A 14409-nucleotide genomic window follows, 5' to 3' on the forward strand; every position below is an offset into this window, starting at 1 on the left:
ACGCGCCGGCTCGCCGCTTTCCTGCATAAAGGGGTTCGAATGAACAAACTTCCTGAAATCACGCTCGCGTTCTGGATCATGAAGATCTGCGCGACGACGCTCGGCGAGACCGGCGGCGACCTGCTGTCGATGACGCTGAACGTCGGCTATGCGGTGAGCTCGATCCTGCTGTTCGGTTTCTTTCTCGTGACGCTGGGCGCACAGCTCAGAACGACGCAGTATCGCCCGGCGATCTACTGGGCCGTAATCGTCGCGACGAGCACCGCCGGCACGACGATGTCCGATTTCATGGACCGGACACTCGGCCTCGGCTATGCGGCCGGCTCGTCGATTCTCGTCGCGATCCTGCTGGCAATCTTCGCGGTGTGGCGCCTGAGCGGCGAATCGCTGTCGGTCGATCTGATCCGCACGCGCAAGGTCGAACTGCTGTACTGGATCGCGATCCTGTTCTCGAACACGCTCGGCACGGCGCTCGGCGATTTCCTCGCGGACAGTTCGGGCCTCGGCTTCGGCGGCGGCGCGCTGCTGATCGGCGGGCTGCTCACACTGATCGTTCTGGCCCACTATTTCACGCGCATTTCAGGCGTGCTGCTGTTCTGGGCCGCATTCGTGCTCACGCGGCCGTTTGGGGCGACGGTCGGCGACCTGTTGACGAAACCGGTTGCCAAGGGCGGACTCGCGCTCGGCACGGTCGGATCGTCGGCGGTGCTGCTCGGCGTGCTCGTCGCGATGGTGATCTATGCAAGCATCGCGCAGGCGCGGCGACGCGAGCTTGTGCCCGCGCGGATCGCGCAGACGGCCGATCGGTGAGCGGTAACGGAAAAAGGAAAGGGGCCGCGAGGCCCCTTTTTTGCATGGTGTCGTTCAGTGTCGGCCGGTGCTGCCGAAGCCGCCTTCGCCGCGATCGCTTTGCGCGAAGTCGTCGACGATATTGAACTGCGCCTGCACGACCGGCACGATCACGAGCTGCGCGAGCCGCTCGAACGGGTTCAGCACGAATTCGGTCTGGCCGCGATTCCACGTCGAGACCATCAACTGGCCCTGGTAGTCGGAATCGATCAGGCCGACGAGGTTGCCGAGCACGATACCGTGCTTGTGGCCGAGGCCCGAGCGCGGCAGGATCAGCGCCGCGTAGCCGGGATCCGCGAGGTGGATCGCGAGGCCTGTCGGCACGAGCGTCGTTTCGCCCGGCTGCAGCGTGACGGGTGCGTCGAGACACGCGCGCAGGTCGAGGCCCGCGCTGCCGGTGGTGGCGTAGGCGGGCAGGTAATCGCGCATGCGCGCGTCGAGAATCTTCAGATCGAGTTTCATGCGGTCGTCGAATCGGTCGGGAAGGGCGCGGCGGCGCGGGCCGCCGCGCGGGTGATCAGATCAGGCGGTTGTCCGGCAGGCGCTTCGCGATTTCCGCGACGAGCACGTGCGCGAGTTCGTCCTTCGGTGCGCGCGGCAGGCGCGTGAGGCCGGCCGCCTCGAACAGCACGACTTCGTTGTCGTCGCGGCCGAACGTCAGCGGGCCGAGATTGCCGACCAGGAGCGGCACGTTCTTGCGCTTGCGCTTCTCGTCGCCGTGCACGTCGAGGTCGCCGCTTTCGGCCGCGAACCCGACGCAATACGGCGGATCGGGCAGCGCCGCGACCGACGCGAGGATGTCCGGGTTCTCGACGAACGCGAGCGCCGGCATCTTGCGGTCGGCCGTCTTCTTCATCTTGTGCTCGGCCGGATGATCGACGCGCCAGTCGGCGACTGCGGCCACCGCGATGAAGATGTCGGCGTCGGACACCGCTTGCATCACTGCGTCGTACATCTGCTGTGCCGTCTGCACGTCCTGGCGGGTCACGCCCCACGGCGTGTCGAGCGCGACCGGCCCTGCGACGAGATGCACGTCGGCGCCGGCCTGCTGCGCGGCGCGCGCGAGCGCGAAGCCCATCTTGCCGCTCGAGCGGTTCGTGAGGCCGCGCACCGGATCGAGCGGCTCGAACGTCGGGCCGGCCGTGATCAGCACGCGCCGGTGCGCGAGCACCTTCGGCGCGAAGTGCGCGATGATCGCTTCGTAAATCGCCTCGGGTTCGAGCATGCGGCCGTCGCCGACTTCGCCGCAGGCTTGGGCGCCCGAATCGGGGCCGAGCACCGACACGCCGTCGGCGCGCAACTGCGCGACGTTGCGCTGCGTGGCCGGGTTCTGCCACATCTGGCGGTTCATCGCGGGCACGACGAGCAGCGGGCAGTCGCGCGCGACGCACAGCGTCGACAGCAGGTCGTCCGCGAACCCGTGCGCGAGCTTCGCGAGGAAATCCGTCGACGCGGGCGCGATCACGATCGCGTCGGCTTCGCGCGACAGGTCGATGTGCGCCATGTTGTTGTCGATGCGTGCGTCCCACTGGCTCGTGTAGACGGGCCGGCCGGACAGCGCCTGCATCGTGACGGGCGTGATGAACTGCGTCGCGGCTTCGGTCATCGCGACCTGCACGGTCGCGCCTGCCTTCGTCAGCAGCCGGGTGAGCTCGGCGATCTTGTAGCAGGCGATGCCGCCCGTCAGGCCGAGAACGAGGTGTTTTCCTGCGAGTTCTGCGTGTGCCAACTCAGGCCTCCAAGGGTCAAACGGAACGGCCGGCGCGAAGCCGGCCGTCGACACCGAGTATGCGCGCTCAGCGCGAGCCGCGCACGCGACGCAGTTCGTCGTAGATCAGCAGCACCGCACCGATCGTGATCGCGGAATCGGCGAGGTTGAACGCCGGGAAGTGCCAGGCGCCAACGTGGAAATCGAGAAAGTCGATCACGTGGCCGTAGATCAGCCGGTCGATCACGTTGCCGAGCGCGCCGCCGAGGATCAGCGCGAGCGACAGGCTGAACAGCCGCTGCTGGCCGTGACGGCGCAGCAGGAAGCAGATCACGAGCGTGGCGCCGATGCCGAGCGCGGTGAACGCCCAGCGCTGCCAGCCGCTCGCGGTCGACAGGAAGCCGAACGCGGCGCCGCGGTTGTACACCAGCACGAGGTTGAAGAACGACGTCAGCGCATGCTGCGCGCCGTACACGAACGTTTTCAGGATCGCGATCTTCGACAGCTGATCGAACAGGATCACGATCAGCGAAATGCCGAGCCAGGGCGCGAGCGCGCCGCTGGCCGGTTTCGACACAGTCTTCGCCATATTCAAGCAGCGCTCCGGGTTTCGCCGTTTTCAAACAGGTTCGAGAAGCAGCGGCCGCACAGCGTCGGATGATCGGCGTGCGCGCCGACGTCCTCGCGATAGTGCCAGCAGCGTTCGCACTTCTGGTACTTCGACGCCGCAACGTCGACGCTTTCCTGCGCTTCGTCGTCGACCTTCACGACCGTTGCCGCCGACGTGATCAGCACGAACTTCAGGTCTTCGCCGAGGCTCGCGAGTGCGTCGTAGCGCGCGCCGCTCGCATGCACGGCCACTTCCGCCTGCAGCGACGAGCCGATGCGGTTCGCGGTGCGTGCCTCCTCGAGCGCCTTCGTCACGTTGCCGCGCACGTCGCGCAGCAGCGCCCACTTCTCGATCAGCGCGGCCGAGCCGGCAACTTCCGGATACGCGTAGTAGGTTTCCGTGAATACGGTGTCGCTGGCCGGCTGGAACACCTTCCACGCTTCTTCCGCCGTGAACGACAGGAACGGCGCGAGCACGCGCAGCAGGCCGTGCGTGAGGTGGTACAGCGCGGTCTGCGCGGAGCGGCGTGCGCGCGAATCGGCCGCGCTCGTGTACAGGCGATCCTTCAGCACGTCGAGGTAGAAGCCGCCGAGGTCTTCCGAGCAGTACGTCTGCAGCTTCGCGACGACCGGGTGGAACTCGTACTTCTCGTAGTGGCCGAGCAGTTCCGTCTGCAGTTGCGCGGAGAACGCGACCGCGTAGCGGTCGATCTCGAGCCATTCGTCGACCGGCACCGCGTGCTGCGCATAGTCGAAGTCCGACAGGTTCGCGAGCAGGAAGCGCAGCGTGTTGCGGATGCGGCGATAGCCTTCCGTCACGCGCTTCAGGATTTCCTCGGAGATCGCGAGCTCACCCGAATAGTCGGTCGACGCGATCCACAGGCGGATGATTTCCGCGCCGAGTCGGTTCGCGACTTCATGCGGGTCGATGCCGTTGCCGAGCGACTTGCTCATCTTGCGGCCTTCGCCGTCGACCGTGAAGCCGTGCGTGAGCAGGCCCTTGTACGGCGCGCGGCCGTCGATCATCGACGCGGTCAGCAGCGACGAGTGGAACCAGCCGCGGTGCTGGTCCGAGCCTTCGAGGTACAGGTCGGCCGGGAACTGCAGTTGATCCTTGTGCGAGCCGCGCAGCACGTGCCAGTGGGTCGTGCCCGAATCGAACCACACGTCGAGCGTGTCGCGGTTCTTTTCGTACAGGTTCGCGTCGTCGCCGATCAGCTCGCGCGGGTCGAGCGTCTGCCACGCCTCGATGCCCGACTGCTCGACACGTTTCGCGACTTCCTCGAGCAGCTCCAGCGTGCGCGGGTGCAGCTCGCCGGTTTCCTTGTGCACGAAGAACGCCATCGGCACGCCCCACTGGCGCTGGCGCGACAGTGTCCAGTCGGGACGGTTCGCGATCATGCTGAACAGGCGCTGCTTGCCCCACGACGGGTAGAACGCGGTCGCCTCGATGCCCTCGAGCGCGGTTTCGCGCAGCGTCTTGCCGTCGTCGCGCGGGGTGACGTCCATGCCGGCGAACCACTGCGACGTCGCGCGGTAGATGATCGGCGTCTTGTGGCGCCAGCAGTGCATGTAGCTGTGCGTGTACTTCTCGCTGCGCAGCAGCGAGCCGGCCGCGTTCAGCGCATCGACGATCTTCGGGTTCGCGTCCCAGATCGACAGGCCGCCGAACAGCGGCAGCGATTCGATGTAGCGGCCGTCGCCCATCACCGGGTTGATGATGTCCGAGTCGGTCATCCCGTGCGCCTTGCACGACTGGAAGTCCTCGATGCCGTATGCGGGCGACGAGTGCACGACGCCGGTACCCGTATCGGTCGTCACGTAGTCGCCGAGGTAGACGGGCGCGGTGCGCTTGTAGCCGGGGTGGGCCGATGCGAGCGGGTGGTGGAAGCGCAGGTTCGCGAGCTTCACGCCGGGGGTGGTCGCGACGACGCGGCCGGTCAGCTTGAACTCGGTCATGCAGGCTTCGACGCGTTCTTGCGCGATGATCAGCAGCCCGCGCTCGGTGTCGACCAGCGCATAGACGATTTCCGGATGGAGGTTCAGCGCCTGGTTGGCGGGGATCGTCCACGGCGTGGTGGTCCAGATCACGATGCCGCCCTCGGCGCGCGGCAGCGCCGGCAGGCCGAACGCCTGCGCGGTCTTTTCCGGTTCCGCGAATGCGAACATCACGTCGATCGTCGGGTCGGTGCGGTCCTTGTACTCGACCTCCGCCTCGGCGAGTGCCGAGCCGCAGTCGAAGCACCAGTTCACCGGCTTCAGCCCGCGATACACATAGCCCTTCTCGATGATCTTGCCGAGCGCGCGGATCTCTTCCGCCTCGTTGACGAAGTTCATCGTCTTGTACGGATTCGCCCAGTCGCCGAGCACGCCGAGGCGCTTGAAGCCGACCTTCTGCTTCTCGATCTGCTCGGTCGCGTACGCGCGCGCCTTGCTCATCACTTCGGCCGCCGGCAGCGACTTGCCGAACTGCTTTTCGATCTGGATCTCGATCGGCATCCCGTGGCAATCCCAGCCCGGCACGTACGGTGCGTCGAAGCCGGCCATGTTGCGCGACTTGACGACGATGTCCTTCAGGATCTTGTTGACCGCGTGACCGAGGTGGATGTCGCCGTTCGCATACGGGGGACCGTCGTGCAGGATGAACTTAGGCCGGCCCTGGCTGGCCGCGCGGATCTTCTCGTAGATGCCGCGCTCTTCCCATTCCTTGACCCACTGCGGCTCGCGCTTGGGCAGGTCGCCGCGCATCGGGAACGGCGTGTCGAGCAGGTTGACCGGATACTTGGCCTGCGGTTTCGAATCGGCTTTCTTGTTGCTCATGATGGGATCGCTATCTAAATCGGGGGACGCTCGGGCGTCGTGAATCGGGGATGCGCGCGAGTGGGCGGCGCGAGGGTGCGGCGCCAGGCGCCGCCGTCCGGATCAGCTAATTCGGTCGGTCGCCGACGTCGAGAAGCCGGTCGCGCGGCTGCCCGGCGCACGGTCGCGCTCGATGAAGTACGCGCGCGCGTTCGCGACGTCCAGTGCGATCGCGCGCGACAGCGCCTCGAGATCGTCGTACTTCGCCTCGTCACGCAGCTTCTTCAGGAATTCAACGCGGATCAGCTTGCCGTACGCGTCGCCGTGCCAGTCGAGCAGGTGGACTTCGAGCAGCACGCGGCCGGAATCGTCGACGGTCGGGCGCAGCCCGAGGCTCGCGACGCCCGGCAGCGGGTCGGGGCCGAGGCCGTGCACCTGCACGACGAAGATGCCCGCGAGCGCCGGCCGCTTGTGCGCGATCGGCAGGTTCAGCGTCGGGAAACCGAGGTCGCGGCCGAGCTTCAGCCCGTGCGCGACGTGGCCGCTGATCGCATAACCGTGGCCCAGCGCCTGCGCAGCCGCGCCGAGATCGCCCGCGGCGAGCGCGGCGCGCACGCCCGAGCTCGAGATGCGCGTGCCGTCGCTGCCGGCGACCGTGCCCATCTGCTCGACCTCGAAGCCGTACTGTTCGCCGGCCGCCTTCAGCGTGTCGAAGGTGCCCGCGCGCTTCGCGCCGTAGCAGAAATCGTCGCCGACCATCATCCAGCGCGTGTGCAGCCCGTTCACCAGCGTGCGTTCGACGAACGCCTGCGGCGACTGGCTCGCGAAGGTGTGGTTGAAGTGCTCGACGACGACGCGGTCGACACCGTGATCGCGCAGCGCCTCGAGCTTGTCGCGCAGCATCGCGATGCGCGGCGGCGCGCCGGCCGGATTGAAGAATTCGCGCGGGTGCGGCTCGAACGTCATCACGCACACGGGCAGGCCGCGCGCGTCCGCTGCCGCGCGCACGCGCGCGAGCAGGGCCTGGTGGCCGCGATGGACACCGTCGAAGTTGCCGATCGTCAGCGCGCACGGGGCACGGCTCTCGGCGTTGGGCAGGCCGCGGAAGACTTTCACGATAGCGGATGCAGCGGTCGGGGAATGGGCGGTGGGATGCCGCAAAGCAGAAGATTATAAACGTTCGGGCGGCCCGGCGGCCGAGAAGGGGGGGAAACGCGGGGGCGAATGGTAAAATTCGCGGATGAAAAAACTCGTGATCCTGATTTCCGGTCGCGGCAGCAACATGGAGGCCATCGTCCGCGCGTGCGCGCAGGAACGCTGGCCGGCCGAGGTCGCTGCCGTGATCGCCAACCGGCCCGACGCGGCCGGCCTGGCTTTTGCCGCGTCGCACGGGGTGGCGACCGCGGTGGTCGACCATCGCTCGTTCGACGGCCGCGACAGCTTTGACGCGGCGCTCGCCGCCGAGATTGACCGTTTCGCGCCCGATCTCGTCGTGCTCGCCGGCTTCATGCGCATCCTCACGCCTGATTTCGTCAGACGATATGAGGGCCGGCTGCTGAACATCCATCCGTCGTTGCTGCCGAGCTTCAAGGGCATCCACACGCACCAGCAGGCGCTGGATGCCGGCGTTGCGCTGCATGGCGCGAGCGTGCATTTCGTGATTCCCGAGCTCGACAGCGGCGCGATCGTCGCGCAGGGCGCGGTGCCCGTGCGCGCGGGCGACGACGCGGCCGCGCTCGCGCAGCGCGTGCTGACGGTCGAGCACGTGCTGTATCCGCGTGCGGTGCGCTGGTTCGTCGAGGGGCGCCTGCGCCTCGAGAACGGCCGGGCAGTTGTGCCGCCGGATGAGGCGCGCTGGATTTTCGCGGATCAACCGCATACCGAAACGAGCGAGGGCGTATGAAGCTGCACGGATTCCTGATTGGCCAGACCGAGACCTTGCTGGCCGAGGTGCTGAAGTTCACCGGCCCGGCCGACGCGACCACGAGCCGGTTCTTCCGCGCGCACCCGAAGCTCGGCCACGCCGAGCGCGGCGTGATCGCCGAGGCGGTGTTCGCGGTGCTGCGCCGGAAGATGGAGTTTTCGCACCTGGCCGAGAGTGGCACGGGCAGCCCCGCGCGGCGCCTGACGCTGCTCGGCCTGATGCAGACGCTCGGCCGCAATGCGCTGAAGCCGTTCGTGTCCGACACCGAGGCCGCGTGGCTCGAGCACGTGTCGAAGATCGATCCGGCGAGCCTGCCGGTGCGCGTGCGCACGAACCTGCCGGACTGGATCTACCAGGCGCTGTCGGCCCGTTTCGATGCCGAGGAACTCGCGCAGCTCGCCGCGGCGCTGAACTACCCGGCGCCGCTGGATCTGCGCGCCAACGCGCAGAAGGCGACGCGCGATCAGGTGATCGACGCGCTGCGCGCGAACGGCATCGACGCGGGTGAGACGCCGTTTGCGCCGCACGGCGTGCGCGTCGTCGGCAAGCCGGCGCTCACGCGCCTGAAGCTGTTCGAGGAAGGTCAGATCGAGGTGCAGGACGAGGGCAGCCAGCTGCTGTGCTCGCTGGTCGCGCCGCGACGCGGCGAGATGGTCGTCGATTTCTGCGCGGGCGCCGGCGGCAAGACGCTCGCGCTCGGCGCGATGATGCGCTCGACCGGGCGCCTGTATGCGTTCGACGTGTCGGAAAAGCGCCTCACGAAGCTGAAGCCGCGCCTCGCGCGCAGCGGGCTGTCGAACGTGAATCCGGTGCTGATCGACAGCGAGCACGACGCGAAGATCAAGCGGCTCGCCGGCAAGATCGACCGCGTGCTGGTCGACGCGCCGTGCAGCGGTCTCGGCACGCTGCGCCGCAACCCCGACCTCAAGTGGCGCCAGACGCGCACGTCGATCGAGGAACTCACGCCGAAGCAGGCGTCGATCCTCGCGAGCGCCGCGCGTCTCGTGAAGAAGGGCGGCCGGCTCGTATATGCGACCTGCAGCGTGCTCGACGCGGAGAACGAAGCGATCGTCGAGCAGTTCCTGGCCGATCATCCGGACTTCGTGCTGGTGCCCGCGCAGAAGGTGCTGGCCGACCAGCGCATCGCGCTCGAGACCGGCGACTACCTGTCGCTGTGGCCGCACCGCCATGCGACCGACGGCTTCTTCGCCGCGGTGCTCGAACGGCGCGCGCAGTAACGGCAGGACCCACGGATGATGCAGAACCGCCTGCTGTCGCACCGGCTCGCGTCGGTGATCCGCGACTTCAACCAGCCCGTGATGATCTGGCAGGCAGCGATCCTCGTCGGCGCGCTGTGTTTCGCGTGGGTCGCCGCGCGCTTCGTGCACGGCCGCATCGACGCGCGCCGGCGCGCGGCCGGCCGGACGCCGGGTGCCGGTGCGCAAAGCCTGAAGCGCGCGCTGTTCCCGCTGTTCGGCGGCCTGTTCGTGCTGGCCGCGCAGCTTGGGTTCGACCCGTTCATGTCGACGTCGCTGCTGTCGCTCGCGCTCGTGCCGCTGTTCGGCATCGGGTTGATCTACGTACTGTTCTTCTTCGCGCGGCGCGTGTTTGCCCGTGACGGCCACACGCATGCGTGGCTGTCGATCGTCGAGAAGATCGTGTCGGTGATCGTGTGGGCGGCGATGGTGCTCACGGTGCTGGGGATCCAGCGCGACGTGATCGCGTGGCTCGACAGCGTGCAGTTCCGCGTCGCGAATGCACACCTGACGCTGCTGTCGGTGATTTCCGGCGCGCTGTGGGTGTGCGTGACGCTGATGGTCGCGATGTGGCTCGGCTCCGTGTTCGAGGAGCGTCTCGCGCGCGCCTCCACGCTCGACGCGAACCTGAAGGTCGTGCTGTCACGGGTCGGCCGCGCGCTGCTCGTGTTCGCGGCGATCTTGATCGGGCTGTCGCTCGTCGGCATCGACGTGACGGTGCTCGGCGTGTTCGGCGGCGCGGTGGGCGTCGGCCTCGGCTTCGGGCTGCAGAAGATCGCCAGCAATTACGTGTCGGGCTTCATCATCCTGCTCGACCGCTCGTTGCGGCTAGGTGACGCGATCAGCGTCGGCGGGCTGCAGGGCGTCGTCACGCAGATTCGCACGCGTTATACGGTCGTGCGCGGCCTCGACGGCAACGAGACGCTGATCCCGAACGAGAAACTGATCACCGACGTCGTGCAGAACCAGTCGTCGTACCTGACGCGCGGCTACGCGAAGGTCGCCGTGCAGGTCGCCTATACCAGCGACGTCGAGCAGGCGCTCTCGGTGCTCGCGGAAGCCGCGAACGGCGTGCCGCGCGTGCTCGCGGAGCCGGCGCCGACCGCGTACCTGGTCAGCTTCGGCGCGGACGGGATCGATCTGGAGCTCGGTTTCTGGATCGAGGATTCGGCGAAAGGCACGTCGGGCGTGCGTTCGTCCGTGAACCGCAACATCTGGCGGCTTTTCGGCGAGCACGGAATCTCGATTCCGTTTCCGCAGCGCGAAGTGCGCGTGGTCGGCCTGCCCGACGGGTTTGCCGCGACCGGCGTGGGGGCCGAGGGCGTGCCCGTGGCGGCGGTCAACGGCGCGGGGGACGGGCGGGCGTCGGCGGCCTAGGCGCGAATCGGGCAATTCGGGCGGTCAGAACCGGAGCGCGGGGCTTTCCCGGTCCGCCGATGGACTGTCCGCGTTGCGTCAAGACAAGAAAATATTCATTTTTTACAAAGACTTGGAACGGTTGAAGTAAAATTCCGGTCTACACGCGGTATGCTTTCATTTTTATGACGTCGGCCTGCGTCGGCGTCGCTCTCACCACAGGTAACTGCCTTGTTGAATTCCCTGCTCGATTTTCTTTCCCACGGGCTCCTGCGCTTTTCGTGGTGGCAGGTCGCGCTGTTCGCGCTCGCCGTCACGCACGTCACGATCATCGGCGTGACGGTCTACCTGCACCGCTGCCAGGCGCACCGCGCGCTGGAGCTGCACCCGATCGCGAGCCACTTCTTCCGTGTCTGGCTGTGGATGACGACGGGCATGCTGACGGGCCAGTGGGCCGCGATCCATCGCAAGCACCACGCGAAATGCGAAACCGAGGAAGATCCGCACAGCCCGCAGACGCGCGGCATCTGGAAGGTGTTCCTCGAAGGCGCCGAGCTGTATCGCGCGGAAGCGAAGAACGAAGAAACGATGCGCAAGTTCAGCCACGGCACGCCGAATGACTGGATCGAGCGCAATCTGTACTCGAAGTACCCGATCCTTGGCGTGAGCCTGATGATGGTGATCGACGTCGCGCTGTTCGGCGTGCTCGGCCTGACCGTGTGGGCCGTGCAGATGGTCTGGATTCCGTTCTGGGCCGCGGGTGTCGTGAACGGGTTCGGCCACTTCTGGGGCTACCGCAACTTCAACTCGGCCGACGCGAGCACGAACCTGTTCCCGTGGGGCATCGTGATCGGCGGCGAAGAACTGCACAACAACCACCACACGTTCGCGACGTCGGCGAAGCTGTCGAACAAGTGGTACGAGTTCGATATCGGCTGGATGTACATCCGCATCATGTCGGCATTCGGTCTCGCGAAGGTGAAGAAGGTCGCCCCGACCCCGCGTCTGAACAAGCCGAAGACGGTGCTCGACCAGGAAACGCTGCAGGCCGTGCTGTCGAACCGCTACGAAGTGATGGCGCGCTACGGCAAGGCCGTGAAGCGTGCGTACCGCCAGGAGCTCGCGCACCTGAAGGAACTCGGTTCGAGCGAGAAGTACCAGCTGATGCGCGGCGCGCGCAAGTGGTTCCACAAGGATGCCGACGGCCTCGACGAGCCGCAGAAGAAGCTGCTGCCGGAGATTTTCGCGAACAGCCAGAAGCTGCATACGTACTTCCAGCTGCGCCAGGATCTGGCCGCGATCTGGGATCGTTCGACCGCCTCGCGCGAACAGCTGCTCGCGCAATTGCAGGATTGGTGCCATCGCGCGGAACAAAGCGGCATCAAGGCGCTGCAGGAATTCGCGACGCGCCTGCGCCGCTACGCCTGATTCGAAATCGATTAGAATCTCAGGACGTCACAAACCCCGCGTTGGCGGGGTTTTTTCATTTGGGCGGCTGGTTTTCGAAGGGCGACCGGAAGCGCCGGAATTCGTGTGAGGCTTTGGGGCGCGGCGACGTGGTGCCCCGGGTGATAGCGTAGAGGATGGGGCTGGAGTGCGCGCTGAAGCGCTGACTCGGACCGACCGCGAAGCATGGGGCCCGAGTAAGTGCTGAAGGACTGACTCGGGCCGACCGCGAAGCATGGGGCCCGAGTAAGTGCTGAAGGACTGACTCGGGCCGACCGCGAAGCATGGGACCCGAGTAAGTGCTGAAGGACTGACTCGGGCCGACCGCGAAGCATGGGACCCGAGTAAGTGCTGAAGCACTAACTCGGGCCGACAGGAGATATGGAGATGCAATCGACGATCAAATCCGTCGAGTACGACCGGCCGGTCTCGGCAGGAACCGTCTGTGGCGTCGGGCAAGCGTGGGCCAAGGTGCCCGATGCACCGTCGGCCGAAGAACGCGCCGCCCTGAAGGCGCGCATCAAGGCGCTGCTCGCACGTGAAAAGGCCGTGCTCGTCGCTCACTACTACGTGGACGCCGAGCTGCAGGAACTGGCCGACGAAACCGGCGGCTGCGTCGCCGATTCGCTTGAAATGGCACGCTTCGGCCGCGACCACGACGCACAGACGCTCGTCGTCGCCGGCGTGCGCTTCATGGGCGAAACCGCCAAGATCCTGAGCCCCGGGAAACGCGTACTGATGCCCGATCTCGACGCGACCTGCTCGCTCGATCTCGGTTGCCCGGTCGACGAATTCTCCGCGTTCTGCGATGCGCATCCCGATCGCACCGTCGTCGTCTACGCAAACACCAGCGCCGCCGTGAAGGCGCGCGCCGACTGGATGGTCACGTCGTCGATCGGCCTCGAGATCGTCGCTGACCTGCACGCACGGGGCGAGAAGATCATCTGGGCACCCGATCGCCACCTCGGCAGCTACATCCAGAAGAAAACCGGCGCGGACATGCTGTTGTGGCAGGGTTCGTGCCTCGTCCACGACGAATTCAAGGGCATCGAGCTCGACCTGCTGCGCGCCGAGTATCCGGACGCGAAGGTGCTCGTGCATCCCGAGTCGCCGGAAAACGTCGTCGCGCAGGCGGACGTCGTCGGCTCGACGACGCAGCTGATCGACGCAGCCGTGAAGTTCGACGCGACGCACTTCATCGTCGCGACCGACCTCGGCATCCTGCACAAGATGCAGCTCGCGGCGCCCGGCAAGACCTTCATTGCCGCGCCGACGGCCGGCAACAGCGCGACCTGCAAGAGCTGCGCCCATTGCCCGTGGATGGCGATGAACGGCCTCGCGAACCTCGCCGACGTGCTCGAGCGCGGTCACAACGAGATCTTCGTCGATCCCGCGATCGGCGCGCGCGCGCGTCTGCCGATCGACCGGATGCTCGATTTCGCAGCGGCGCACAAGAAGCGCGTGCAGGCGAGCGGCGATCTGCAGCGCGATCAGCAACTGTTCGCGAACGTGGGGGCTGCATGATCGGCGCAGTTTCCCCACTGTTCGAAGCCGTGCGCGCACAATACGGCGCGGCATTCGACGAAGCGATCGCACGCAACGTCGCCGATGCGATCGCCGAAGACGTCGGCACCGGTGACCAGACCGGGCGGCTCGTGCCGGCCGGGGAGCGGCGCCGTGCGCGCATCATCGTGCGTGAGGAAGCGGTGTTGTGCGGCGTGCCGTGGTTCGAGGCCGTCATCTCGCGCATCGATCCGTCGATCGTCGTGCAGTGGCGGTATCGCGAAGGCGACCGGATGACGCCGGATTCGACGGTCTGCGAACTCGAAGGACCGGCGCGCGCGCTGTTGACGGCCGAGCGCAACGGCCTGAACTTCCTGCAACTGCTGTCGGGCGTCGCGACCGCAACGCGTCGTTACGTCGATCGCGTCGAAGGCACGCGCGCGAAGATTCTCGATACGCGCAAGACGCTGCCGGGCCTGCGGCTCGCGCAGAAGTACGCGGTGCGGGTCGGCGGCGGCGAGAACCAGCGTCTCGCGCTGTACGACGGCATCCTGATCAAGGAAAACCACATTGCGGCAGCCGGCGGCGTCGGCGAAGCGCTCGATGCGGCGTTCGCCCTCGATTCAGGCGTGCCGGTGCAGGTCGAGGTCGAGACGCTCGCGCAGCTCGACACGGCGCTCGCGCATGGCGCGCAATCGGTGCTGCTCGACAACTTCACGCTCGACATGATGCGCGAAGCGGTGCGTGTCGCGACCGGCAAGGCCGTGCTCGAAGTGTCGGGCGGTGTCAATTTCGATACGGTGCGCACGTTCGCGGAGACGGGCGTCGACCGCATCTCGATCGGCGCGCTGACGAAGGACGTGCGCGCGACCGACTATTCGATGCGGATCGTCGACTGACCGCGCGATAGTCAGTCTGACGAAAAAAGCCGCTGGCGCGCAAACGCCAGCGGCTTTTTT

The 14409-nt window shown here is 66.7% G+C and carries 12 protein-coding genes; 7 read left to right on the forward strand and 5 right to left on the reverse strand.

Annotated elements, in window-relative coordinates:
• Nucleotides 1-39: 39 nt before the first annotated feature.
• Nucleotides 40-810 (forward strand): hypothetical protein, encoded by a 771-nt coding sequence (locus tag DIE08_RS03500; protein WP_124621542.1) that lies wholly within the window; start codon nt 40-42, stop codon nt 808-810.
• A gap of 54 nt (nt 811-864) precedes the next feature.
• Here DIE08_RS03500 and dut read toward each other — a convergent pair whose 3' ends face one another.
• From dut to DIE08_RS03525, 5 genes are all read right to left on the reverse strand, one after another.
• Nucleotides 865-1311: a dUTP diphosphatase gene (gene dut, locus DIE08_RS03505; RefSeq protein WP_057926079.1), complete on the reverse strand. Its 447-nt coding sequence runs from the start codon at nt 1309-1311 to the stop codon at nt 865-867.
• A gap of 55 nt (nt 1312-1366) precedes the next feature.
• The gene (gene coaBC, locus DIE08_RS03510) at nt 1367-2578 is read right to left on the reverse strand and encodes a bifunctional phosphopantothenoylcysteine decarboxylase/phosphopantothenate--cysteine ligase CoaBC (protein ID WP_124901016.1); all 1212 of its coding nucleotides are present in this window, start codon (nt 2576-2578) and stop codon (nt 1367-1369) included.
• Nucleotides 2579-2645: 67 nt separating this feature from the next.
• On the reverse strand, nt 2646-3146 hold the full coding sequence (lspA, locus tag DIE08_RS03515) for a signal peptidase II (protein ID WP_124901017.1): 501 nt from the start codon (nt 3144-3146) through the stop codon (nt 2646-2648).
• A gap of 2 nt (nt 3147-3148) precedes the next feature.
• Nucleotides 3149-5986, reverse strand: a complete 2838-nt coding sequence (ileS, locus tag DIE08_RS03520; RefSeq protein WP_124621546.1) for an isoleucine--tRNA ligase — start codon at nt 5984-5986, stop codon at nt 3149-3151.
• A 102-nt stretch (nt 5987-6088) separates the two neighbouring features.
• Entirely contained in the window at nt 6089-7081 is a 993-nt protein-coding gene (locus DIE08_RS03525; RefSeq protein ID WP_059603965.1) for a bifunctional riboflavin kinase/FAD synthetase, read from the reverse strand.
• A gap of 124 nt (nt 7082-7205) precedes the next feature.
• Between DIE08_RS03525 and purN the strand changes: the two genes are divergently transcribed.
• The 6 genes from purN (at nt 7206) to nadC (ending at nt 14349) form a co-directional block, all read left to right on the forward strand.
• On the forward strand, nt 7206-7868 hold the full coding sequence (gene purN, locus DIE08_RS03530) for a phosphoribosylglycinamide formyltransferase (protein WP_059603964.1): 663 nt from the start codon (nt 7206-7208) through the stop codon (nt 7866-7868).
• Nucleotides 7865-9127, forward strand: coding sequence for an RsmB/NOP family class I SAM-dependent RNA methyltransferase (locus tag DIE08_RS03535; RefSeq protein ID WP_124621548.1), 1263 nt, complete (start codon nt 7865-7867; stop codon nt 9125-9127). Before purN ends, DIE08_RS03535 begins: the two co-directional genes overlap by 4 nt.
• Nucleotides 9128-9142: 15 nt before the next feature.
• Nucleotides 9143-10522, forward strand: coding sequence for a mechanosensitive ion channel family protein (locus tag DIE08_RS03540; protein WP_124901018.1), 1380 nt, complete (start codon nt 9143-9145; stop codon nt 10520-10522).
• A 210-nt stretch (nt 10523-10732) separates the two neighbouring features.
• Nucleotides 10733-11929, forward strand: coding sequence for an acyl-CoA desaturase (locus DIE08_RS03545; protein ID WP_059468287.1), 1197 nt, complete (start codon nt 10733-10735; stop codon nt 11927-11929).
• Between the two features lie 405 nt (nt 11930-12334).
• Nucleotides 12335-13471 carry a quinolinate synthase NadA gene (gene nadA, locus DIE08_RS03555; RefSeq protein WP_059511738.1) on the forward strand — a complete coding sequence of 379 codons (1137 nt, stop codon included), beginning with the start codon at nt 12335-12337 and terminating at the stop codon, nt 13469-13471.
• Nucleotides 13468-14349 (forward strand): carboxylating nicotinate-nucleotide diphosphorylase, encoded by an 882-nt coding sequence (gene nadC, locus DIE08_RS03560; protein WP_059603955.1) that lies wholly within the window; start codon nt 13468-13470, stop codon nt 14347-14349. The genes nadA and nadC overlap by 4 nt, the downstream gene beginning before the upstream one ends.
• The last annotated feature ends 60 nt before the right edge of the window (nt 14350-14409 follow it).

The sequence above is a fragment of the Burkholderia sp. Bp9004 genome, from assembly GCF_003858025.1.
Classification (GTDB): Bacteria; Pseudomonadota; Gammaproteobacteria; order Burkholderiales; family Burkholderiaceae; genus Burkholderia; species Burkholderia diffusa.